This window comes from Halomonas sp. H10-59, from assembly GCF_040070555.1.
GTDB classification, from domain to species: Bacteria; Pseudomonadota; Gammaproteobacteria; order Pseudomonadales; family Halomonadaceae; genus Halomonas; species Halomonas litopenaei.
In genome coordinates this window covers 1,868,255-1,890,370 of record NZ_CP098828.1, presented here as the reverse complement: position 1 = coordinate 1,890,370, position 22,116 = coordinate 1,868,255, and the positions used below count along the sequence as shown (strand labels likewise).

The window sequence follows — 22,116 nt, the reverse complement described above, 5'->3', positions numbered from 1 at the left end:
CCCGCCCATGCCCGCACCCGTACGCAAGATTCTGCATGCCGACTGCGACTGCTTCTACGCCGCGGTCGAGATGCGCGACAATCCCGCCCTGCAGGATATTCCGCTGGCGGTGGGCGGCGCGCGCGAGGGCCGCGGCGTCATCACCACCTGCAACTATCCGGCGCGCAAGTTCGGCATCCATTCGGCGATGCCGACCGCCCGCGCGCTGCGCCTGTGCCCGGAACTGACGCTGGTTGCGCCGGACTTCGACAAGTACCGCGAGGTGTCGAGGCAGATTCAGGCGATCTTCCATGAGCTGACGCCGCTGGTCGAACCGCTGTCGCTGGACGAGGCCTATCTGGACGTCAGCGATGTCGAGGGGTTCAAGGGCAGCGCCACCTGGATGGCCCGCTGGCTGAAGGAGGAGTGTCTGGCGCGCACCGGCATCACGGTGTCGGTGGGGGCGGCACCGTCCAAGTTCCTGGCCAAGATCGCCAGCGACTGGGACAAGCCGGATGGGCTGACGGTGATACCACCCGACCAGGTAGAAAGCTTCGTACTGGCCCTGCCGGTGCGCAAGCTTCACGGCGTGGGGCCCGCCACCGGCGCCCGCCTGGACGCGCTGGGCATCACCACCTGTGAGGAGCTGCGCGAACAGCCCATCGACAAGCTGCTGGACGAGTTCGGCAAATTCGGGCGACGCCTCTATGAACTCGCCCGCGGCATCGACGAGCGCCCGGTCAAGGTGGAGCGCGAACGCAAGTCGATCAGCGTCGAAAGCACCTACGGCCGGGACCTGCCGGATCTGGCCGCGGCCCAGCAGGCGCTGGTCACCCTCTGCGAGAAGTTGAAGGCGCGCATCGACCGCAATGGTCGCCCGCCCCTGGCCGGCGTGTTCGTCAAGGTGCGCTTTGACGACTTCACCACCACCACCCTGGAGTCGAAGGGCCTGGAGCCGGATCTCGCCAGCTACCGCCAACTGCTCGACCAGGCCTGGCAACGCGCCCACCGCCCGGTGCGCCTGCTCGGCGTCGGCGTGCGCCTGGTGCCACAGGAAGCCAGGCAACAGCTGTCATTGCCGTTTTGACGTCTGAGAACCCAACGCCACTGGCATGCCAAGCAGGTAGCGTCGCAGCACGCGGTGCTCTTCGGGTGTCATCGAATCGGGCCACAGCCAGTGGGTATGCCCCTGCCAGCGCAGGGAAATCAGCCTGGCGCCGACGCTTTCGCAGGTCAGCTCGATCTCGCGCCAGTCAGCGTCATCCGAATAAAGCCTCACGGATTTGTCCGCAGATGACGCCAACGGACACCACTGCCAACGCCCAGGCACCGGGGCCCTGGGCTTGCCCCACCAGCGCATAAGCGCCTGACTCAGGGCCCGCAGAAGGCGTCGCTGCCGACGCTGCCATACGGAAAGGCCCGTATCTTCGGCCTGCTCGTCATCCACGGCGACCAGCGTTACCCCAGATGCCACTGCTGGCTCACTCTCGACCAGGCACCTTAGCTGACCCTGAAGCGGATGGCGGTGGGCGTGAATCAGTCTGCTGCAGAGAGCTGCGGTGAGTAGCGCCCCCACCGGCGAGGGAGTGGCGCCGGCGACGACCAGCGCGATGGTCGCCACCAGCGCCCCCTGGAAGAGATGCTGCTGCTCAGAGGCCCCGATTGTGACCGTGACCGCTGGTCTCGGCATAGTCCACGATCATCTGCACGATACGGCGACGGCTGGGCTCTTCCGGCCACTCGCGACGCATCAACCACATGAACAGGTCCTGGTCCTCTTCGGTGATCAGCTGGCGATAGGCGGCCTGATCGGCCTCGTCGAGTTCATCGTAGCAATGCTCGAGAAACGGCAGCAGCAAGAGGTCCAGCTCCCACATGCCACGGCGGGAGTGCCAGTGCAGTCGCTTGCGCTCGGCCTCGAGGCGGGAGGCCACGGAAGACGGTTGATCCAAGGGGAACCTCGTCAGGGATGGAATGTGTGGCCTCAGTATACCGCAGCACGATCCGCCAGGCAGCCGCCGGCGTATCCCGAAGGTGACCCGGCGCAAGATCATTGCCACGAATGTAGTGCGTTGTTTTCTCAAGACTTGAAAAGTATGCTATCTAAAAACAAGAGGCTGTGACGGATACGGCCTTCGCCACTGGCTTGGCCAGCGCTCAACACCCAGGTGGGACTCACGGAGACAACCGATGACAAAGTCCGAACTGATAGAGCAGATCTCCATGCGGCAGCCGGAGCTGTCGATCAAGGACGTCGAGGCCGCGGTGCGCCTCATTCTGGATGACATCACCGATACCCTCGCCGATGGTGGGCGGGTCGAGATACGGGGTTTTGGCAGTTTCTCTCTGCACTATCGGGAGCCCCGGGTCGGCCGCAACCCCAAGACAGGTGAAGCGGTGGAGCTGGAAGGCAAGTTCGTGCCACACTTCAAGCCCGGAAAGGAGTTGCGCGAACAAGTCGACGCCAGCCGTGCGCTGGGCTACTGAGTTCGCTGACAACCGCTCTCTCCGTTCTCTTTGTCTTACTATGGGAAGTCACACATGCGTTGGCTAAAAGGCCTGATCATGGCCATCATTCTGCTGGCGGTACTGGTCATCGGTATCCTGTTCGCGACCAACAACCAACAGGCCCTGCCGCTGAACCTCATCTGGTTCGAATTGCCCGAGGCCTCCCTGTCGGTGTGGCTGCTGGCCTCCCTGGCTGTCGGCGTGCTGCTTGGCATGCTGGCGATGAGCGGCGTCTACATTCGGCTGCGCGCCCTGCTGACTCGCGCCCAACGCCACAACCAGCAGCAGCGCAAGGAACTCGATCGTCTTCGCGTGCAGGAGATGAAGGAACTTCCCTGAATGCCCGATCTTCTGCTGCTGGGCCTGCTGGTCGTCGCCCTCGCCATTGGCTGGGCGCTCGGCCGGCGGGAGAGTCGACAGCAAGAACGCCCCGCCCCAAGTCTTCACCGCGACTACTTTGTCGGTCTGAACTACCTGCTCAACGATCAGCAGGACCGGGCCATCGAGACCTTCATCTCTGCGCTGGAGGTCAACAGCGATACCATCGAGACTCACGTCACCCTGGGGAACCTGTTTCGCTCTCGCGGTGAGGCCGACCGCGCCGTCAAGATTCACCAGAACCTGCTCGCACGTCCTTTCCTGGACGGCCTCCAGGGAGCCTGGGTTCAGCTCGAGCTGTCCCGGGACTTTCTGCAGCTGGGTCTGCACGATCGCGCCGAACGGCTGCTGAAGGGGCTGGTCAAGGAAGAAACCCACGCCGAAGTACGCCACCATGCCAAGCGGCTGCTGGTGGACCTGTTCGAGCGCGAGGGTGAATGGCAGCAGGCGATCGACGAGGCCGTTCCCCAGTTGACCCGACGCCATGATGACCTGCGTCGGGCCGCTGCCCACTGGCACTGCGAACTGGCCGCAGAGGCGCGAGCATCCAATAGCCACGGCATCGCCAGAAAGCACCTGAAGCAGGCGCTTTCCATCGACGAACGCTGCATCCGCGCCAACATGATCCAGGCCGAGTTGTGCCACGACACCGGCCAGTACCGCCAGGCGCTCAAGCATCTGGATCGTATTCCCCAGCAGGACGCCGACTTTATCCCGACGCTGCTTGAGCCGCTGGAACGCACCTATCAGCTTCTTGACGACGCAGAGGGACTGATCGCGCACCTGCACCGGCTGCTGGAGCTGAATCCCTGCACCAGCGTAATGCTGCTGTTGGCGCAGACGCTGCGCCAGGTGCGAGGGAGTGATGAGGAGGCGATAGCGCTGATCACCGAACAGCTCAGGAAGGAGCCGAGCCTTGGTGGGGTGGACTACCTGATGGGGCTATACCAGCGTAGCGAGGCAAGCGAAGGCGATCCCCGTTTCGACCTGCTGCGCCAGCACACCCAGCCGCTGATCAAGGCGCTCCCCCGCCACCGCTGCCGGCGCTGCGGCTTCTCAGGTGAACACCTGCACTGGCAGTGCCCCAGATGCAGGAATTGGGGCACCACCAAACCCATCACCGGTATAGAGGGAGAGTAGCGGTCACTTGGCCTCTAACTCCTTCTCGATCGCCTCTAACGCCGTCATCGGATCTTCTGCCTGACTTGATCCGGATCGTAACCAGCCGACTCCGACTGGGTTACGCCTCTTTCAGCTCCTTCTCGATCGCCTCTAACGCCGCCATCGGGTCTTCTGCCTGAGTGACAGGTCTTCCCACCACCAGGTGCGTGCTACCGGCGTCCATGGCCTCGCGCGGGATCATGATTCGGCGCTGATCGCCGGCCTGGGCAAAGCTCGGGCGAATGCCCGGGGTGACCTTGAGGAAGTCTTCGCCACAGGCTGCCTTGAGACGCGCCGACTCCTGCGCCGAGCACACCACACCATCCATCCCGCTGGCCTTGGCCAGTCGCGCCAGGTGCTCCACCTGCTCGTCCAGGGCTACCGAAACATTAGTAGCTGCAAGTTCCTCGGCGGTCATGCTGGTCAGCACCGTCACCGCGATCAGGCGGGTCGCAAGGCCCTCTCTATCGAGCCGTTCGCGCGCCGCTTCCATCATGCGGGCGCCGCCGCTGGCATGAACATTGACCATCCACACGCCTTGCTCTGCCGCCGCCTGAACGGCAGCCGCCACGGTATTGGGAATATCGTGAAACTTGAGGTCGAGAAAGACCTCGAAACCCCGGCCATGCAGCGCTTCGAGCACATTGGGGCCGCTGCGGGTGAACAGCTCCTTGCCAACCTTGAGACGACAGCGCTCGGGGTCCAGTCGGTCCGCCATGCACAGCGCGGCGTCCATGGAGGGATAATCGAGTGCGATGATCAAGGGCGATGAGGTAGTCACGGAGGCCTCCGGCACAGTGGAATCGAAGGGCGCACCTGCGGCCTGCATGACGTGAGCCAAGCCGGCCCGGTCGCGAGACACAGGACCCGGAGCGCCAAAACGCCGCAGTATATCAGCCCAAGCGACTTCCGCGCGGCCCTATGGCTTCATCTGAATATCTAATTCCACTGATATTTTTATAAGTAATTTCTTATAACTGGATTCGTCGCTCGGCGCCTAAGGTGAAAGTCGAGACCCAACGGCATCACGTCGAACGGACTCGAAGGGGCAAGCCCCCTACGTCATGAAGACGACTTTCAACACCAAGGAGATGTCCGATGCAGACCCACAACGCACAACAGGCTGTTCGCCATCCATCGATGAACGACAACTCGAGCACCCTTTCCGCAAGCAAGCGGTCCAGGTTATGGACTATCGCACTACTGGCACTGACCTGGATGTTGCTGGCACAGCCAGTCATGGCCGAAGAGCAGCTGAGTATCGAGCCGATCAACATCAACGAGGCCAGCGTCGAGTTGCTGGCGGAACTCCCCGGCATCGGCCCAGGCAAGGCTCAGGCCATCGTCGAAGACCGCCAGGCCAATGGCCCCTTCACCACCATCGAGGACCTGACTCGAGTAAAGGGCATCGGTGACGCCACCGTCGCTCGGCTCAAGGATGAAATCAGCCTGCGCTAGACACCGGCTGCAACCAAGCCCTCCGCCGCGCAGTGCTGCGGAGGGCTTGTGGGGGTGAGGAATAATCAACACTTCAGGCAACGGGATTTCTGTTAGCAACCAACAGGCCATGATAGACCATCAGCTGGAGCGCTCGATTTGCTCTCGCAGTTCGCTGACCAGTTCTATCGAAATCTCGGCCACTTGCGCGATCGTCTGATCATCCAGCGAAGTCTGCTGAATCATATTGCGGGCTACCTCTAGCTTGCCTTCTTCGCGCCCTTCCTGACGCCCTTCCTGACGACCTTCCTGACGCCCTTCCTGACGACCTTCCTGACGCCCTTCCTGACGACCTTCCTCGCGACCTTCCTCGCGTCCTTCCTCGCGACCTTCCTGACGCCCTTCCTCGCGACCTTCCCGACGGCCCTCCGCCAGCCCCTGCTGCTTCCACTGCTCAGGCCACCGCTTGGCTCTTTCTGCCAGCATATTGTGCACCTCGCTCAATTCATTCAGGGCCTGCCATCCGCCCTGTTCCTCATTTGACACCCAGTTTGGCAATAGTACTCGCTTGATCCAGATGACGAAGTGTCGACGCAAATCTGCCTGCTCTGGTGTCTGCAACCATTTCACCAGCAACCCGATCAGCTCAACCGCATCTGCGGGACTCCGGTGATGCTCCAGCTGGAAGATGGCCGACACCACATTACGCGCTTCGCTGGAGAACTGCTGGTCGGCAACGAGGGCACCTTCATCCAATAGCAGAAAGGACAGATCCGGTCGGTATTGCGCCAGGCTGCCAGGCCCTGCCTGAATGAGATCCCGAACGTTGACAGGCGCGCTCCAGCGACGCTCTCCATTATAGAGCACGATAGGCAACACCGGCGGTAGCTTGCCCGACCGAGTCAGCTGTTTCTGCTTGACCAGATCTTGGTAGAGCAACCCGACGTACGTCATGGTGCGAAGCGCCATGAAACGATCCACCGTGCTCTGAAATTCCAGCAACAGGTACACGTAGCACCACTCATCACCGAAGCGCGCGCGCCAGATGACATCGTTTTCGCGATCACGCAGGTCATCAGTGACGAAGCTGCCACTGACCCGCTCCAGCGAGTCGAGGTCCAGCTTCTCGATCCAGTCTTCACCGATAAAGCCGGTCAGCAGGTCTCGGATCACCCTCGGCTCGCTGAATAGCAACTTGTAGCTTTGATCATGCTGGTTTTTCATGGCGTGCCCGGCCAGGCGGCCGGCCTCTTCCCTTGGCTAGACCTAGAGCCGCAGCCCCCCGTCCACCTCCATGACACGGGCGGTGAAGTAGTCGTTGTCAAAGATGAAGGCAACGCTCTCGGCGATGTCGGCAGGGGCGCCAAGGCGGCGCAGGGGCACGCCTGCGGTCAGTTTTTCGAGCATGTCGTCACGCATGGAGGCGGTCATCTCGGTCTCGATGAAGCCAGGTGCCACCGCGCCCACGCGAATACCATGACGGGCCAGCTCCTTGCCCCAGGTGACGGTCAGAGCGGCAACGCCGGCCTTGGCCGCGGCATAGTTGCTCTGCCCCATGTTGCCGGCGCGCGAGATGCTCGAGATATTGACGATAACACCCCGACGATCATCCTCGATCATGGCCGTGGCGGCGGCACGCCCGCACAGGAATACACCGGTCAGATTGACATCGATGACCGCCTGCCACTCGTCCAGCCCCAGCGTCTTTTCGACCTTGCCGTCGCGCGCCTTGACCAGCAGGCCGTCACGCAGGATACCGGCGTTGTTGACCAGACCGTCGAGCGGCCCCATGTGCTCGCGAATGTCCGCAAAGGCTTCAGTGACAGAGGCCTCGTCTGCCACGTTAGCCACGAACGCTCTGGCGGTGATGCCGGCATCGAACAGACCATTGACGGCCTGGTCCAGCTGGTCGTTGTCGGTATCGATGAGCGCGACCCGCGCTCCACGGCGTCCCAGATGGTGCGCCATGGCCAGGCCGAGTCCACGGGCTCCGCCGGTGATGGCGATCAGGGCATCGTTGAGTTGCATGCGGTTTCCCCTTGCAAGACGCGTCATACACGCGCGTTTTCAGATGGTTTTTTGGTAAGGCGCCAAGGCGTGACAGGCCGCACCTGCCGCCAGGCAAAGCGGCCGCGTGATACACCAAAGCACCACATATGAGCCCACTAACCATTGGTGCACCGCATCATGACAACCTTTCAAAACCCCCGCCACTCTTCCTTGGTCTAGCGCAAGCCTGCGCAACCCCCTGCGACCGAATCGGGCAAAAAAAGAAGATCTTTGCCACGCCGAGCGGCTGAAACCGTAAGCACGACTGCGCGAGTGGCCGCGCCAGAGTCGGCAAGGCGCTGCCAGCAAATGAAAGCCGCCGCCAGCAGCAAAAGGAAGGCGCCACCAGCAAAACAAAGGCGCGGCCAGCAAAAGCCACAGCAACGCTTGAACTCCGAGGTGGCCACCCCCATCTTGAACGGAGATCACAACGCGGAGCTGACATGCCCTTTCTTCTTATCTTCACCATCTTCGCCCTGCTCGACTTCGCTGTACTCTTTTCGGTGGGTAGCGAAATCGGTCTGCTGTCCACCCTGGCGCTGGTGCTGGCCACCGGTTTTATCGGTCTGCACCTGATCCGTCGCGAAGGTGTGGCCACCTTCGCACGCGCCCAGGAGCGGATGTCACGCGGCGAGATCCCCTCCTCGGAGCTGATGACCGGTGCCGCGCTGATCTTCGGTGGCGCCCTGCTGATGGCGCCGGGTTTTCTGTCTGACGCACTCGGCTTCATGTGCCTGATTCCCAACGCTCGCCGCCTGCTGGGCAAGGCGCTGGCCAAGGTCGGGGTGCGCATGAAGGGCTTCCAGATGGGCGGCACCCATTTCGGCGGTACCCAAGAAGGGGGCTTTGCGGGCCCCAAGGCCAATGCCGATGGATGGGACGAGGCTTCCGGCCGCCGCCGGGATGACACCAGCTGGCGCGAAAGTTCGGCCGGCGATGAAGAACCGCTGGAGGGCGAATTTATCAGCAAGGATGAGCGACGCCGCTAGGGCTTGTCTGAAAAGTGTCTGCGCTCGGTAATACGGCGTTAAAAATCGGATCAAAATGCTCATTTACACCACGTAAACTGCGCTTTCTCACCGATTTTTGCCTTGTCTAACCTTCGCTCGTCGACTTTTCGGACTGAGCCCGAGGCTTGCGCGGCGGGCCCACCCTTGCCGCATCATCGTCTTGTCCCACGCATCGGCACCCTTCGGGGTGCCGATGCCGTTTCATGGGCCCCGTCAGCCTTGGATGCAAGAAGACAAAAAAATTTTCATCCAAGCCCTTGAAAGCCCCCACTCCAGCCCCACTTACCAGAGCAGCACCAAGCTTCGGTGAGGGAGCACGCTCCCCCGCCATTGACAGGAGGGCCGACAAGGGCCTGCCACTTCATCGGCAGCCCGGCAATGACCTCCAGCTCTCGCCGAGTCGCAGGGCGTCACGACGAGAGTGAACAATGAACCGCCGGGGTGGATGCCCCGGCCTTGCAAAACCATCAGGAGAACGTGAGCAATGAACATCCGTCCCTTGCACGATCGCGTCGTCATCCGTCGCGTTGAGGAAGAGCAGAAGACCGCAGGCGGCATCGTGCTTCCGGGCAACGCCCAGGAAAAACCGACTCGTGGCGAAGTTCTCGCCGTCGGTAACGGCCGGATTCTCGAGAGCGGCGACGTGCGTCCTCTGGACGTCAAGGTCGGCGACACCGTGATCTTCAAGGATGGCTTCGGCGTCGAAAAGCAGAAGATCGACGGCGAGGAAGTCCTGATCATGAGCGAGTCCGACATCCTGGCGGTCGTCGAGGGCTAAGCCCTGCCCCGCAGACTCACTCGTTTCAACGTTCACTTTTGACGCTTAGATTCTAAGGAAGTACAGAAAATGGCAGCGAAACAAGTCAAGTTCTCTGATGATGCCCGCAAGCGCATGGCGCGTGGTGTCGATGTCCTGGCCAATGCCGTCAAGGCTACCCTGGGCCCGAAAGGTCGCAACGTGGTGCTGGAGAAGTCCTTCGGCGCGCCGACCGTGACCAAGGATGGCGTCAGCGTCGCCAAGGAAATCGAACTGAAGGATCGGTTCGAAAACATGGGCGCGCAGATGGTCAAGGAAGTGGCTTCCAAGACTTCCGACGTGGCCGGTGACGGTACCACCACCGCCACCGTGCTGGCCCAGGCCATCGTCGCCGAAGGCCTGAAGGGCGTGACCGCCGGCATGAACCCGATGGACCTCAAGCGCGGCATCGACCAGGCCGTCATCGCTGCGGTCAAGGAAATCCAGGCTCTGTCCGTGCCCTGCACCGACTCCAAGGCCATCGCCCAGGTCGGCACCATCTCCGCCAACGGCGACTCGCGCATCGGCGAGATCATCGCCGAGGCGATGGAGAAGGTCGGCAAGGAAGGCGTCATCACTGTCGATGAAGGCCGTGGCTTCGAAGACGAGCTGGACGTGGTCGAGGGCATGCAGTTCGACCGCGGCTACCTGAGCCCGTACTTCGTCACCAACCAGGACACCATGGCGGTGGAACTGGAAGATCCGTTCATCCTGCTGGTGGACAAGAAGATCTCCAACATCCGCGAACTGCTGCCGACCCTGGAAGCCGTCGCCAAGGCCGGCAAGCCGCTGGTGATCATCGCCGAAGACATCGAAGGCGAAGCGCTGGCTACCCTGGTGGTCAACACCATGCGTGGCATCGTCAAGGTCGCCGCCGCCAAGGCGCCTGGCTTCGGTGATCGCCGCAAGGCCATGCTGCAGGACATCGCGATCCTGACCAACGGCACCGTGATCTCCGAGGAAGTAGGTCTGAACCTCGAGCAGGCCACCCTGGACCACCTGGGCACCGCCAAGCGCGTGACCATGTCCAAGGAAAACACCACCATCATCGATGGTGCCGGCAACGACGGTGACATCGAAGCACGCGTCAACCAGATCCGCGCCCAGATCGAAGAGACTTCCTCCGACTACGATCGCGAGAAGCTCCAGGAGCGTGTCGCCAAGCTGGCCGGCGGTGTTGCCGTCATCCGCGTCGGTGCCGCTACCGAAGTCGAGATGAAGGAGAAGAAGGCCCGCGTCGAGGACGCCCTGCACTCTACCCGCGCCGCGGTCGAAGAAGGTGTCGTGCCTGGCGGTGGTACTGCCCTGATCCGCATCCTGACCAAGATCGCTGGCCTCAAGGGTGACAACGAAGACCAGACCCACGGTATCGCCATCGCTCTGCGCGCCATGGAAGCACCGCTGCGTCAGATCGTCACCAACGCTGGCCAGGAAGCCTCCGTCATCGTCAACCGCATCAAGGACGGTGAAGGCAACTTCGGCTACAACGCCCAGACCGGCGAGTACGGCGACCTGTTCGAGATGGGTGTGCTGGACCCGGCCAAAGTGACTCGCAGCGCGCTGCAGTCCGCTGGCTCCGTGGCTGGCCTGCTGATCACCACCGAAGCCATGATCGCCGACGATCCGGACGAGAAGGACGCTGCTCCGGACATGGGCGGCATGGGTGGAATGGGCGGCATGGGCGGCATGATGTAACGCCTGCCCCGGGCAGCTCCGGCTGCCCGACCCGCGCACCCCAAGCGCACAAAGCCCTGCCTTATGGCAGGGCTTTTTTGTTCTTCACCATTCATCGAGCCGCCTCATCCAGAGGTTGAGGACTTTTCAATTTATTCCCGCCCCCGGGACATGATTCACTATCGGCTGGATCAACTTGCAGGCAACATCATGGATTTGACGCTACTGGACGGCGGCATGGGGCGCGAGCTCAAGCGTATCGGCGCCCCCTTCTCACAGCCCTTGTGGAGCGCCCAGGCGCTGATCGAAGCTCCCGACCGGGTCATCGAGGCCCACCTCAACTTTATTCGGGCCGGCGCCCGAGTGATTACTGCCAACAGCTACGCCTGCGTGCCGTTCCATCTTGGCGAGCGGCGCTATCGGGAAGAGGGGCCGGCACTCGCTTCGCTTGCGGCACGATTGGCAGCGCAAGCGGCAAGCTGCTGGCAGGATGAATCCGTCCAGCCACCGTCGCAAGCCAATGCCCCAGAAGCCTCGCTTAGCGTCGCGGGCTGCCTGCCTCCCGCCCTGGGCAGCTATCGTCCCGATCTGTTCGACCCCGGCCGCGCCAGAGAGATCACCACCGCCCTGTATCATGCGCAGGACCCACACGTGGATCTGTGGCTCGCCGAGACGCTGTCGAGTCTTGCCGAGATCTCGGTCATGCAGGAGGTCCTGGCGGCATCCGAGAAGCCTCGCTGGTACGCCCTCACCCTTCAGGACGAGGTGTCCGACATCGCACGCCTGCGCTCCGGAGAGTCCGTTGCCGAGGCGACCCAACAGCTATGTCAGGGCGGCGCCGACGCCATCCTGTTCAACTGCTCGATTCCGGAGGTCATGGCGCAGGCACTGGTCGACGCCGGCGACGCCATGCAACGACTCAAGCTATCGCGCCCGCTGGGCGCCTACGCCAACAGCTTCTCGCCGATCGGCGATGCTCACCGGGCCAACACCACCTTGACGGCAGACCGGGAGCTGACCCCGGCAGGCTACCTGGACTACGCCAAGCGCTGGCACTCCCTGGGAGCAAGCCTGATCGGCGGATGCTGCGGCATCCATCCGACTCATATCGAAACACTAGATGCCTGGAAACAGGCCGCCCATCACTAGGGCTTGTCTGAAAAGTGCCTGCGCTCGGTAATACGGCGTTAAAAATCGGCTGGTGCGCCAGCCCGGTCAAAATGCTCATTTACACCCCGTAAACTGCGCTTTCTCACCGATTTTTGCCTTGTCTAACCTTCGCTCGTCGACTTTTCGGACAGCGCCTAGCAACGAGTTCTGCCGCGCTTCCCCTTCGCTCCGCCCTGTCAGCGGCACGACACCCAAGAGCCCAGACCACGGCTGCGACGTCCTTGATCTTCGTCAGGACGACGCAGCGTGGCGACCTGTACTTTCCCCCTTCCTGATCTACAGCAGCGTCGCGCCGCGTCCACGTCGCTAGGCTGTTCGCCCAGCAGATAGCCCGTGGTTTTCCGCCCTTGAAGGTTGCCCCTGTGGCACACCGATGACTCATCGACCGCCAATTCCTCAACGCTCGATCAGGACTTTCCGATGTCACCCTCTCGGCTACTACTTCTCGGCCCCATCGCCTTGTTGCTTCCCGGGGGCTTTACTCTGTTACGTGGGCGTTCCCTGCATGCCGCCCTCGTCTTCCTTGCCTGGCTGTCACCGCTGGTCGCATCAGCACTGGGGCTGATGAGCCTGGTCGTCGCCCGCCTGGCGGAGTCTTTCAATCTTGTTACCCATGGCCTGGTCCACAGCATGCATCTGGCACTGTGGAGGCCGCAGCGATGACCGATCACGACAGCCAACTTCCCGCGCTTTCCTATCGGCGCGATGATGAGATAGACCTGCGCGACATCGCCCTGATGTTGCTTGACGGCTGGAAGTGGATCCTTGGCAGCGTGGCCACCGCCGTGGTGCTGGCCCTGGTGTTTGTCACCATAGCCCCGCAAAGCTACCGTGCGTCGACCAGTTACACGCCCTCGTCGGAAGGACTGCGTCTTCTCAACGAGATGCCCGACATCGACTACTCAGCGGCCTCCACTCAGACAGAACTGGAACTTAAGCTCGGTAGCTTCGGCAACCTGCGCGACTTCATCGACGACCATCCCGAATGGCAGTCCATCGCCCAGTCGGAGGCCGACGGACAGGACGTGACACTGGATGAGCATCTGCGCCTTCACTACTTCGACAAGCTAACGATCACACGTCCCGGCAAAGACGGGACAGGTCCGCACCAGTTGAGCCTTGTGTATCCAGAGTCGCTGCAGGGGGCTGCTCTACTCAATGACTATCTGGCATGGACGGAGAGGCAATATGCCCAGGTTCTGGCGCAGCGCGCCGAACACGCACTGGAAACGGCGCTGGCGCGCAATAGTGAAGAGATGCAGGCACATCTGGAAGCCTACCGGGACAGCGTGAGCGTCGAGATCACACGGCTGCAAGAGCAACATGACGTTCAGCTTGCCGAACTCGATGACCAGCTTCAGGCCGAAAAGAATGCTGAGCGCAAGTCTCGCCAGGAGCGCATTCGCACTCTGACCCAGGCAGAGGCCATCGCACAGAGGCTGGGCATCACCCAGCCCACCTCACAGCCGGCGTTCGGCGAAAACGGACAAACCCAAGTTAGCCACGGTGACAGCGGCAACGCGACAAGCCTGCCGCTCTACTTCATGGGCACCCAGGCACTGGCCGCAGAAAAAGAGGTCGTCGAGCAAAGCCTGGAGCAGGAAGCCAGCACGCCTGCCATCCGCGAAATCGAGAAAGAGCTCGCGCAATTGCGGCATCAGCGCCAAATCGAAGCGTTGCAGCAACGATCCGACGACTCGTCGTTTGTCGACGCCTACAATCAGTTGAGCCAGGAAAATACCCTGCTGCGCGCCAACCGCGTCACCGCCGACGATATCGACATCATCGAGGTGGTCAATCTGGCCTATCGTCCTAACCGTCCGGAAGGCCCGGGCAAGGCCCTGGTGCTGGCACTTGCCGTGATACTGGGGAGCATGCTGGGCGTCATGCTGGTGATGTGTGTATCGTTCAGCCGAAGCCTCAAGCGCTACAGGGCCCAGCGGGCTTGATCTTGCCAACCCGACCTGGCAGCGCCAGCGCTGCACCCCTAGCCACGATCCGCTGGCTCTCACCGTCCTCCAGCACTAGCCCCGAGTCAGATCATGGCCTGACTCGGGGAAGCGCCTCGTCCCTACCCACCTTGCCTGTCACGCTCATTGGTTGAATTCAGGAGCCAAAGGGAACAACGGATCACTCCTTGCACCATTGACCGTGCTGGACACCACCCCGGCTTGACCCACTACCCTTGGTTCCCTGAACAGGTGCGCGCCAACCTGGGCATCATGGCTTATCCTGCATAGCGCCTGCGAACGTCAAGCTGGCATCAAGTGGGAACAATATGCCTACCCCACTCTGGAAACCACGCTGCCTCAGTGCCATTCGTGTTGTCAGACCTTGGTTGGTCATGTTTTACAGAGCACCTCGGTGATCAATCGAATCAGCACATAAAAAATCAATTAAACTCATATCAGCATATAAACGTTGTATTTTTAATAAACCGACCAGTCCTTATGCGCATTTCAAGTTAACATAGACTTACATACTTACATTCGCCCTGCTACTTTCAACCGCAATATAAAGTGCATATAAGCACTATCCCTTGGCTCACGCAGGGCTGATAAACGCCATGTCAACACTTAAACACCTGGTGGCATCCCCCATGATGCTGCTGCTTCCGGGCGCTCTGGCGTTCAGCGAACGACGCTATATCTCGGCGGCCATCATGCTCGCCGCGGCACTTGCGCCCATCTTCCTGCTGTATCTGGACCTGGTCGATACCTCTCATTTTCTTCTTGCGGAAGTGTCTGTCCTGCTCGTTCACCTGCTCGCTCTGACGGCGAGGCTTGCTGTCTGGAATCCTCACACATGAACTCTTTCAACCACCAAGCCGTCGATCAACCTGAGCATCCTTCCTCTGACGAGATTGACCTGCGAGACATTGCCATCATGCTGATCAACGGATGGCGCTGGATCGCCGTCAGCATGGCAACCTGCCTCGCACTGGCGACGCTCTATCTGGTGGCATCCACACCGTCATACCATTCTTCGCTCGCCTACACCGAGACCAGTGATGGTCTCAATGTGATCAACCGCATTCCGGGGATTGCCATCACTCCCCAGCAGGCCGTTTCCGAACTGGAGATCCGCCTGGGGAGTTACGAGCGCTTCCGCGGCTTCCTCGACCAGCACCCCGACTACGCCGACATGCTGATGCAGGATAGCGCTCCGGAACTCGAAGGCACGGTGCTTCGCACGCAGTTCCGAGAGCTGAAGGTCGCGCCTGGCGACCTCGCCTCCGGTAGCCCCGGGGAGGTTAGCTTCTCCTATCGTGAAGATATCGACGGCGCTGCATTGCTGAACCAGTACTTCCAGTGGTCGCAGCGGCAGTACACCGAAGACCTGCTCGCGCGCGTCGATCGTAGCCTGGCCAGCGCCATTTCACGCAATGAGGCAGACATGGAAGCCCACCTGGAGGCCTACGACGCCGAGCTTGACGCGACCGTCACGCGGATGAGCGAGGAGCACTCGATTCGCCGGCTCGAGCTTCAGGATCAGCTTGCCGCCGAACGCGCCGCGGAGCGCGCTTCCCGCGAAGAGCGCATTCGCACCCTGGAAGTAGCAGAAGAGATCGCCGGCATGCTCGGCATCACCAAGCCGACGTCCCCACTATCGTTGGGAGACGCCGATGACGCCGCCCGTATCGTCTACGACAACGTCAGCATCGGCAATGATCTACCACTGTACTTCCTGGGTACCGAAGCCCTGGCGGCCGAGCGCGAGGTATTGAAGCAGGGGCTCGACCAGCCCATCTCCTCGCCGGCCATCCGTCAGATCGAAAAGCAGCTCGAACAGTTGCAGCACCAGCGACGTATCGAGGCTTTCAAGTCTCGCGAGAGCGACTCGGCGTTCATTGACGCCTACAACCAGCTACGCCAGGAAAACACTCTGCTGAGGGCCAACCGCATCACCGCCGACGACATCCACGTCGTCGAGGTGGTCAATGTGGCCTATCGCCCAATGCAGCCCGAGGGCCCCGGCAAGGCCCTGGTGATGGCGCTCGCCGTGATCCTCGGGGGTATGCTCGGCGTGATGCTGGTGATGCTGGTGGCGTTCAGCCGCAGCCTCAGGCGGTATCGTTCACAGACAGCCTGATCTTTCCACCACCGTCTCAGGGGCCGCCATCGCGGCCCCTTCGCTTTGGGCGAAAGTGGCGGTATGGTGTCGCTCGTTTTCCCATCGACGGTTGCCGTGCTCCATGACTCAAGCCTTGCCCTTCGCCAATCTGCGCATCGTTCTTGTCCAGACCTACCATCCCGGCAACATCGGCTCCGCCGCTCGCGCGATGAAGACCATGGGACTTACCGATCTGGTGCTGGTCAATCCACGCGTCTTTCCCGATGAAGAGGCCACCCGCCTGGCCGCAGGTGCGGCAGATGTGGTCGAAAACGCCCGCGTGGTGGAACGTCTCGAGGACGCCATCGATGACTGTGTCAGGGTGGTCGGGGCCAGCGCCAGGCTGAGAAGCCTGCCACTGCCCCACTATGACGAACCGGACGAGATGGCCCAGGCGCTGGTGAAGGACGCGGTGCATGACCCGGTGGCACTGGTCTTCGGCCGCGAGCGCTTCGGCCTGACCAACGACGAAATCCGCCTGTGCTCGCATCAGGTCAGCATTCCGGCCAATCCCGACTACGGCATCCTGAACCTGTCCCAGGCGGTGCAGGTGCTGGCCTACGAGTTGCGCCGGGCCTGGCGCCGACTCCCCTGCCCTGATATCGATGTCGCCGTCGATAGCAATACCGACACGGATACCGACACCGACAGCGTCGCCACTTCGGGGACACCGTCCCGACTGCGCCAGCCCACCCGCGAGCAGGTCGCCCACTTTCAGGCACATCTGGGCCGGGTAATGCGCGACAGTGGTTTTATTACCCAGCCCCACGCTCGCACCGAGGAACAGCTCCAGGCGCTGTTCGCCCGGGCCACGCCCACGCGCAAGGAACTCTCGCTGCTGCGCGGCCTGCTGTCATCCCTCGAGACACACCTGCCCACTTCCAGCGACGATCGCCAGGACTGACGTCACTACAGCAAAAGGCCCCACCTGAGCGGGGCCTGGATGGCCATGTCGGGCGTGGTGTCGATCAGCCTTCGATGACGCCACAGGCGACGCGGGCACCGCCACCGCCGAGCTTGGGCTCGTCGGAGTAGTTGTCACCACCGGAGTGAATCATGATGGCGTGGCCTGCCAGGTCATCCTCGCTGATGCGCGGCGCCAGGGTCGGCAGTGTCGCCTCGCCCTGCTGTCCCACCGCCAGCGCCGGCAGGTCACCCAGGTGGCCGTCACCGTAGGGACCCTGGTGGGTGCCGGTGTCCTCCGGGTCGAAGTGGCCTCCGGCGCCAACCGCCGCTACCGTCTCGCCATCCTTCTCGGCCGGCTCGCAGCTCGGGTTCACGTGAACGTGAAGGCCGTGGATGCCGGTGTCCAGACCCTCGAGGTCGGGCGTGATCCTGAGACCATGCTCACTATCCTCGAAACTGATGGTGCCGAGGGAGTCGCCAATACCGTCGGTGCTGACGCTGTGCATCTCCACCTCCGTGGCGGCGTGGGCGGCGCCAGTTACCAGCAGGCCTGCCCCCAGCAAGCACGATCCGGCAAACACGCGTGCCTTCAACATCTTGTCGCTCCTGTCCATGTGTCGATCCTCTCCATCTGTGAACAAGTGTCTTGCTGCGCCCTGGGCTCGATAACTCCTTCATCTTCCCGGGAGCGCCACGACCCACCGGTCGATGAGTCTCCCCCAGCGTGGACCATATCGACGGATCTGCACAACCCGTAGCACTCATGTTTCACTATTGCGGCGGCTCACACGTCGATGTTCGGGCCGGGCCTGGCGCACAAAAAAACGCCCGCGCGAATAGCGCGGGCGTCTGGGCTTTCCGGTGGGCGATCACAGCGTCATCGCCGCCAGCCAGCCAAAGCCGATCAACGGGATGTTGTAGTGCACGAAGGTCGGCACCACGCTGTCCCAGATATGATCATGCTGACGATCCACGTTGAGGCCGGAGGTCGGCCCGAGAGTGGAGTCCGACGCCGGGGAGCCGGCGTCACCCAGGGCGGCGGCGGTGCCGACCAGGGCCACCGTCGCGAGATCGGAGAAGCCGAACTGTACCGCCAGCGGAACGAAGATGGCGGCGATGATCGGGATGGTCGAAAACGACGAGCCGATGCCCAGGGTGATGAACAGCCCCACCAGCAGCATCAGGAGTGCCGCCAGGCCACGGTTGTCGCCGATCACCTCGACGCTGGCGCTGACCAGGGTCTCGATCTCGCCGGTGGCGGTCATCACGGCCGCGAAGCCGGAGGCCGAGATCATGATGAAGCCGATCAGGGCCATCATGCGCATGCCGCTGGTGAACAGATCATCGGCTTCGCGCCAGCGGAAGATGCCGCCCATGGACAACAGCGAAAAGCCCACCAGGCCACCCAGGATCATCGAGCCGGTATAGAGCTGGATGCCGAGCGCAGCGACGATCGCTATCACCGACATGATCAGGCCCAGGGTGTGAGGCTCCTCGATCTCGCTGTGGTCGTGGCCATGGCCGTGGGCCGGCGCATTGCCAAGCTCCACCTCGTCATAGACCCGAGGCTTGCGGTAGGACAGGAACACCGCCACCAGAAGCCCGAGGAACATGCCGGCGACCGGCACGCCCATGGCCATGGGGACCATGGCGCGGTCGATCTCGAGGCCCAGTGCGGCGCCAGCCTCGTTGATGTTGGCCAGCAGGATGTCGTTGAGGAAGATCGCCCCGAAGCCTACCGGCAGCAACATGTAGGGCGCGGTCAGGCCGAAGGTCAGAGTACAGGCGACCGCGCGGCGGTCCATTCTGAGCTGATTCATCACCTTGAGCAGCGGCGGAATCAGGATCGGAATAAAGGCGATGTGGACCGGGATCAGGTTCTGGGAGGAGATCGCCACCAGCAGCACGCTACCGATCAGCAGGTACTTGACCGTGGCCTGACGGGACGCGCTGGACTCCTGCCCCAGCAGAGTGATGAGGCGGCGTGCCAGCAGGTCCGGCAGGCCCGAGCGAGAGATCGCCACGGCGAAGGCACCGAGGGTGGCGTAAGCCAGCGCCACCTTGGCACCGCCACCGACACCGTCGTTGAAGGCCGCCAGGGTGTCCTCGATGGACAGACCACCGGCCAGGCCGCCCACCAGCGCCCCTACCACCAGGGCCAGCACCACGGAGACCCGCGCCAGCGACAGTCCCACCATCACCAGCACGGCAAGGATTACAGCGTTCATAGACGAATCCAGGTTTATGTTCGAGAGAGGGTTTGCGCAATCGAGGCTTGTCGGAAAAGCACCGGCGCTCGCCGGCTTTTCGTGCCAAGCCTGGTGCCTGGCGAGACGGCCTCGACTGCCGTACGCGACGGCGCCTGGGCATTTCGCCGGTAACAGGCGGCGCGAATGGTACCAGAAAAGTCCTGTGGCCGGGATGTCACCAAAGGGTCATGAGGCGGTTATCTGACTGACACACGCCTGGCCGATACTACCTCTGTGTTCAGGCGACACCGGGCAAGGGACACTGCCCCTCGAGCGTCACGGAGGCGACGGCGCGGGAAGCGCCAAGGGAGCAACACGGGCACAGGGAAGCTGCCCCAGGGAGGAAAGACGGCTAGCTGCGCCACGACTCAAGGGTCGTGGCGCCTTTCTTTGTGGCCATCGTGCAGCCGCCTGGTTGTGTAAACCGACCTAGTCGCTGTCCGTATCGCTGTCTGTGTCGATATCCACTTCGCTATCCGTCGGGACCAGGCTCAGCCAGTCGGCGTAGCGCGCCAGGTCATGGCGATCTCCATTGGTCGCCGGCGACAACCGACCTCGACAGACGTCGCGATACAGGCGCTGCAGTCTTGCCGTCAGGCTATCGGCGGCTATCGGCTCAGCGACCCCGGGTGCCCCTGCGCGGGCGCCGATATGGCGACCATCGAGCTCCCGCAACGGCAGTATCTCGGCGGCGGTGCCGGTAACAAAGGCCTCGTCGGCGATGTACAGCTCATCGCGGGTGATGCGGCGCTCCTGCACCTCCACGCCCAACACCTCACGCGCCAATCGGATCACGCTGTCCCGGGTGATCCCCTGCAGGCAGGAGGTGACCTCCGGGGTGTGCAACACCCCGTCTCGATAGAGAAAGACATTGGCCGCGCTGGCCTCGGCCACGTAGCCTTCGGCGTCAAGCATGATCGCCTCGTCAAAGCCCGCCTTCACCGCGGTATTCAATGCCAGCATGCTGTTGACGTAGTGGCCGCTGGTCTTGGCCCGACAGGCGCTGATATTGACGTGATGGCGCGCCCAGGACGAGGTCAGGGCCCTGAGCCCGACGGCAGCGGTCTCGGCGCTGACGTAGGGTCCCAGGTCCCAGGCCACCACCATCATCTGACAGCTCAACGCCTTGGCGCGCAGCCCAAGGCCCTCGGGACCGAGAAACACGGTGGGCTTGAGATAGGCATCGGTCAGCCCATTGCGGACCAGGCACTGGCTCTGCGCCTCGATCAGCTCTCCATGGCTCCAGGGCACCTCGAGGTCGAGGATATGGGCGCTGTCCAGCAGGCGTCGGGTATGCTCGTGGACCCGAAACAGCCGGGCATTGCCGTTGTCGTCACGATAGGCGCGCACGCCCTCGAAGCAGCCCATGCCATAGTGCAGCGAATGAGTCAGCAGATGGGTCGTGGCCTCCCGCCAGGGCAGCCATTCGCCGTTCTTCCAGATCCAGCCGTCGCGCTGGTGCAGTCCACTCATGTGCCTGGCTCCCTGTCCCTGTTCCTGTTTGCGTCGCTGTCCCTGCCACAGACACAGGCGATAGCCTCTTCAGCCTGGCTGTCGACGCGGGCCTCGGTGATCTGCCCAGGCCAGTCGCGCCGCCAGCCATCGATCAGTTCACGCTGGTGGGGCTGCAGTGCCTGATAGCCCCAGGCGGCGATCTCGTCGTTCTGTGGGTCATCCACGCCGATGTCGCTGTCGGCCAGCGCCTGAATCACCGCGTGGCCACACAGCGGGACATAGCCTTCCGAGTAGCCGCCTTCGTGGACGACCACCAGGCGCCCTTCACAACATCGCTGAGCCAGCGCCTTGACCGACTGGGCCATGCGCCCGAAGGCATGGCTATTGAGCAGCATCTTGCCCAGCGGGTCCTTGGCGCAGGCGTCATAGCCACAGGCCACCACGATCAGATCCGGCGCGAAGGCCTCGATGGCCGGCAGCACCAGGCGCTCGAACGCATAATCGTAGGCACCAAGCCCCGAGCCCGGCGGTAACGGCAGGTTGAGGCAGGACCCCGACGCGCCCTCACCGCCCTGCTCGTCGAAGCCACCGGTCTCGAGCGGATAGTTGCCGGCCTGGTGCAGCGATACCGTCAGCACCTCAGGGTCGTCCCAGAAGGCGCTCTGCTGGCCGTTGCCGTGGTGCACGTCCCAGTCGAGGATCGCCACCCGCCGCACCAGCCCCAGTGCCTTCGCTCGCATCACCGCCACCGGAATATTGCCGAGCAGGCAGAAGCCGCGACCGCGATCGGCTTCGGCGTGGTGCCCCGGTGGACGGCACAGCGCATAGGCGCTGGCGTGGGTGCCACGGGCCACCGCCTCCACCGCTGCGATGGCAAGCCCGGCGGACTGCCGGGCGCTGGCAAGGCTGCCCGGGCGATAGGGCGCAGCCTCGCCGGCATCGCCACCCAGGCCCGCATCACCCGCCTCCAGCGCATCAAGGTAGTCTTTCGTGTGGAAGCGCTGCAGGTCCTCGCGGCCGGCCGCCGGCGGCTTTACCACCTCAAGCTCGTCGATCAGCCCGCTGACCTCCAGCAGGTTCTTGAGACGGCGCTTGCTCTCCGGGCTCTCCGAGGCCGGCTGGGGCTGCAGCCAGGGCCCTGGCGCCGAAAATACCCCGATCGCCCCCTGGTCGTGCCAGAAGCAGCGCTCGTGCCAATAAAAACCGGTCGTCTTGCTGTGGCTCATGGGTG

Annotated in this window: 22 protein-coding genes; 13 read left to right on the top strand and 9 right to left on the bottom strand. The window is 62.7% G+C overall.

From position 1 onward, the window contains the following. Positions 1–7: 7 nt before the first annotated feature. Entirely contained in the window at positions 8–1,066 is a 1,059-nt protein-coding gene (gene dinB / locus NFG57_RS08385) for a DNA polymerase IV (RefSeq protein ID WP_348815899.1), read from the top strand. On the opposite strand, the gene NFG57_RS08380 is transcribed toward dinB, so the two are convergent. Together NFG57_RS08380 and NFG57_RS08375 are read right to left on the bottom strand one after the other, a co-directional pair. Then, complete coding sequence (locus tag NFG57_RS08380; RefSeq protein WP_348815898.1) at positions 1,052–1,600, bottom strand: hypothetical protein; 549 nt, start codon at positions 1,598–1,600, stop codon at positions 1,052–1,054. The two genes, dinB and NFG57_RS08380, sit on opposite strands and share 15 nt — an antisense overlap. Positions 1,601–1,628: 28 nt before the next feature. Next, positions 1,629–1,931 (bottom strand): succinate dehydrogenase assembly factor 2, encoded by a 303-nt coding sequence (locus NFG57_RS08375; protein ID WP_045994570.1) that lies wholly within the window; start codon positions 1,929–1,931, stop codon positions 1,629–1,631. A gap of 238 nt (positions 1,932–2,169) precedes the next feature. Here NFG57_RS08375 and NFG57_RS08370 point away from each other — a divergent pair, with 238 nt between their 5' ends. From NFG57_RS08370 to lapB, 3 genes are read left to right on the top strand one after another with little or no spacing between them, the layout of a single operon-like run. Next, positions 2,170–2,466 carry an integration host factor subunit beta gene (locus tag NFG57_RS08370; RefSeq protein ID WP_045994571.1) on the top strand — a complete coding sequence of 99 codons (297 nt, stop codon included), beginning with the start codon at positions 2,170–2,172 and terminating at the stop codon, positions 2,464–2,466. A 54-nt stretch (positions 2,467–2,520) separates the two neighbouring features. Beyond that, positions 2,521–2,826: a LapA family protein gene (locus NFG57_RS08365; RefSeq protein ID WP_045994572.1), complete on the top strand. Its 306-nt coding sequence runs from the start codon at positions 2,521–2,523 to the stop codon at positions 2,824–2,826. Continuing rightward, a complete protein-coding gene (gene lapB, locus NFG57_RS08360; RefSeq protein WP_348815896.1) occupies positions 2,827–4,005 on the top strand; it encodes a lipopolysaccharide assembly protein LapB in 1,179 nt (392 codons plus the stop codon). A gap of 100 nt (positions 4,006–4,105) precedes the next feature. Here the strand turns inward: lapB and pyrF are convergent, their stop codons facing one another. Beyond that, positions 4,106–4,807 (bottom strand): orotidine-5'-phosphate decarboxylase, encoded by a 702-nt coding sequence (pyrF, locus tag NFG57_RS08355; protein WP_348815895.1) that lies wholly within the window; start codon positions 4,805–4,807, stop codon positions 4,106–4,108. A 317-nt stretch (positions 4,808–5,124) separates the two neighbouring features. Between pyrF and NFG57_RS08350 the strand changes: the two genes are divergently transcribed. Then, positions 5,125–5,484, top strand: coding sequence for a ComEA family DNA-binding protein (locus NFG57_RS08350; protein ID WP_308812428.1), 360 nt, complete (start codon positions 5,125–5,127; stop codon positions 5,482–5,484). A gap of 120 nt (positions 5,485–5,604) precedes the next feature. Here the strand turns inward: NFG57_RS08350 and NFG57_RS08345 are convergent, their stop codons facing one another. Both NFG57_RS08345 and NFG57_RS08340 read right to left on the bottom strand, forming a co-directional pair. Further along, positions 5,605–6,687, bottom strand: coding sequence for an Rpn family recombination-promoting nuclease/putative transposase (locus NFG57_RS08345; protein ID WP_348815893.1), 1,083 nt, complete (start codon positions 6,685–6,687; stop codon positions 5,605–5,607). A gap of 42 nt (positions 6,688–6,729) precedes the next feature. Further along, positions 6,730–7,491 (bottom strand): SDR family NAD(P)-dependent oxidoreductase, encoded by a 762-nt coding sequence (locus NFG57_RS08340; protein ID WP_045994575.1) that lies wholly within the window; start codon positions 7,489–7,491, stop codon positions 6,730–6,732. Between the two features lie 464 nt (positions 7,492–7,955). Here NFG57_RS08340 and NFG57_RS08335 point away from each other — a divergent pair, with 464 nt between their 5' ends. From NFG57_RS08335 to NFG57_RS08300, 8 genes are all read left to right on the top strand, one after another. Then, positions 7,956–8,501 carry an FxsA family protein gene (locus tag NFG57_RS08335; RefSeq protein ID WP_108447762.1) on the top strand — a complete coding sequence of 182 codons (546 nt, stop codon included), beginning with the start codon at positions 7,956–7,958 and terminating at the stop codon, positions 8,499–8,501. A 505-nt stretch (positions 8,502–9,006) separates the two neighbouring features. Next, the gene (locus tag NFG57_RS08330; RefSeq protein WP_045994577.1) at positions 9,007–9,300 is read left to right on the top strand and encodes a co-chaperone GroES; all 294 of its coding nucleotides are present in this window, start codon (positions 9,007–9,009) and stop codon (positions 9,298–9,300) included. A gap of 69 nt (positions 9,301–9,369) precedes the next feature. Then, a complete protein-coding gene (gene groL / locus NFG57_RS08325; RefSeq protein ID WP_045994578.1) occupies positions 9,370–11,013 on the top strand; it encodes a chaperonin GroEL in 1,644 nt (547 codons plus the stop codon). A gap of 189 nt (positions 11,014–11,202) precedes the next feature. After that, positions 11,203–12,141, top strand: coding sequence for a homocysteine S-methyltransferase family protein (locus tag NFG57_RS08320; protein WP_348815890.1), 939 nt, complete (start codon positions 11,203–11,205; stop codon positions 12,139–12,141). Positions 12,142–12,821: 680 nt separating this feature from the next. Then, entirely contained in the window at positions 12,822–14,111 is a 1,290-nt protein-coding gene (locus NFG57_RS08315; RefSeq protein WP_348815888.1) for a Wzz/FepE/Etk N-terminal domain-containing protein, read from the top strand. Between the two features lie 650 nt (positions 14,112–14,761). Further along, a complete protein-coding gene (locus tag NFG57_RS08310; protein WP_108132770.1) occupies positions 14,762–14,971 on the top strand; it encodes a hypothetical protein in 210 nt (69 codons plus the stop codon). Further along, a complete protein-coding gene (locus NFG57_RS08305; RefSeq protein ID WP_348815887.1) occupies positions 14,968–16,254 on the top strand; it encodes a GNVR domain-containing protein in 1,287 nt (428 codons plus the stop codon). The genes NFG57_RS08310 and NFG57_RS08305 overlap by 4 nt, the downstream gene beginning before the upstream one ends. Before the next feature lie 103 nt (positions 16,255–16,357). Then, entirely contained in the window at positions 16,358–17,179 is an 822-nt protein-coding gene (locus tag NFG57_RS08300) for an RNA methyltransferase (protein WP_348815886.1), read from the top strand. Between the two features lie 64 nt (positions 17,180–17,243). On the opposite strand, the gene sodC is transcribed toward NFG57_RS08300, so the two are convergent. The 4 genes from sodC to NFG57_RS08280 all read right to left on the bottom strand — a co-directional run bounded on the left by sodC (position 17,244) and on the right by NFG57_RS08280 (position 22,111). Further along, complete coding sequence (gene sodC / locus NFG57_RS08295; RefSeq protein WP_348815884.1) at positions 17,244–17,777, bottom strand: superoxide dismutase [Cu-Zn] SodC; 534 nt, start codon at positions 17,775–17,777, stop codon at positions 17,244–17,246. A 273-nt stretch (positions 17,778–18,050) separates the two neighbouring features. Next, the gene (locus tag NFG57_RS08290) at positions 18,051–19,409 is read right to left on the bottom strand and encodes a Na+/H+ antiporter family protein (protein WP_306168734.1); all 1,359 of its coding nucleotides are present in this window, start codon (positions 19,407–19,409) and stop codon (positions 18,051–18,053) included. Positions 19,410–19,859: 450 nt separating this feature from the next. After that, a complete protein-coding gene (locus NFG57_RS08285) occupies positions 19,860–20,903 on the bottom strand; it encodes a branched-chain amino acid transaminase (protein WP_348815883.1) in 1,044 nt (347 codons plus the stop codon). Then, complete coding sequence (locus NFG57_RS08280; protein ID WP_348815882.1) at positions 20,900–22,111, bottom strand: class II histone deacetylase; 1,212 nt, start codon at positions 22,109–22,111, stop codon at positions 20,900–20,902. The genes NFG57_RS08285 and NFG57_RS08280 overlap by 4 nt, the downstream gene beginning before the upstream one ends. Positions 22,112–22,116: the final 5 nt, after the last annotated feature.

Coding starts and splice junctions, on each gene's coding strand:
- NFG57_RS08345 (WP_348815893.1), bottom strand. CDS start 6,687: ATGAAAAACCAGCATGATCAAAGCTACAAGTTGCTATTCAGCGAGCCG.
- NFG57_RS08320 (WP_348815890.1), top strand. CDS start 11,203: ATGGATTTGACGCTACTGGACGGCGGCATGGGGCGCGAGCTCAAGCGT.
- NFG57_RS08335 (WP_108447762.1), top strand. CDS start 7,956: ATGCCCTTTCTTCTTATCTTCACCATCTTCGCCCTGCTCGACTTCGCT.
- dinB (WP_348815899.1), top strand. CDS start 8: ATGCCCGCACCCGTACGCAAGATTCTGCATGCCGACTGCGACTGCTTC.
- NFG57_RS08300 (WP_348815886.1), top strand. CDS start 16,358: ATGACTCAAGCCTTGCCCTTCGCCAATCTGCGCATCGTTCTTGTCCAG.
- lapB (WP_348815896.1), top strand. CDS start 2,827: ATGCCCGATCTTCTGCTGCTGGGCCTGCTGGTCGTCGCCCTCGCCATT.
- NFG57_RS08315 (WP_348815888.1), top strand. CDS start 12,822: ATGACCGATCACGACAGCCAACTTCCCGCGCTTTCCTATCGGCGCGAT.
- NFG57_RS08290 (WP_306168734.1), bottom strand. CDS start 19,409: ATGAACGCTGTAATCCTTGCCGTGCTGGTGATGGTGGGACTGTCGCTG.
- NFG57_RS08350 (WP_308812428.1), top strand. CDS start 5,125: ATGCAGACCCACAACGCACAACAGGCTGTTCGCCATCCATCGATGAAC.
- NFG57_RS08310 (WP_108132770.1), top strand. CDS start 14,762: ATGATGCTGCTGCTTCCGGGCGCTCTGGCGTTCAGCGAACGACGCTAT.
- NFG57_RS08340 (WP_045994575.1), bottom strand. CDS start 7,491: ATGCAACTCAACGATGCCCTGATCGCCATCACCGGCGGAGCCCGTGGA.
- groL (WP_045994578.1), top strand. CDS start 9,370: ATGGCAGCGAAACAAGTCAAGTTCTCTGATGATGCCCGCAAGCGCATG.
- NFG57_RS08305 (WP_348815887.1), top strand. CDS start 14,968: ATGAACTCTTTCAACCACCAAGCCGTCGATCAACCTGAGCATCCTTCC.
- NFG57_RS08365 (WP_045994572.1), top strand. CDS start 2,521: ATGCGTTGGCTAAAAGGCCTGATCATGGCCATCATTCTGCTGGCGGTA.
- NFG57_RS08280 (WP_348815882.1), bottom strand. CDS start 22,111: ATGAGCCACAGCAAGACGACCGGTTTTTATTGGCACGAGCGCTGCTTC.
- sodC (WP_348815884.1), bottom strand. CDS start 17,777: ATGTTGAAGGCACGCGTGTTTGCCGGATCGTGCTTGCTGGGGGCAGGC.
- NFG57_RS08330 (WP_045994577.1), top strand. CDS start 9,007: ATGAACATCCGTCCCTTGCACGATCGCGTCGTCATCCGTCGCGTTGAG.
- NFG57_RS08285 (WP_348815883.1), bottom strand. CDS start 20,903: ATGAGTGGACTGCACCAGCGCGACGGCTGGATCTGGAAGAACGGCGAA.
- NFG57_RS08370 (WP_045994571.1), top strand. CDS start 2,170: ATGACAAAGTCCGAACTGATAGAGCAGATCTCCATGCGGCAGCCGGAG.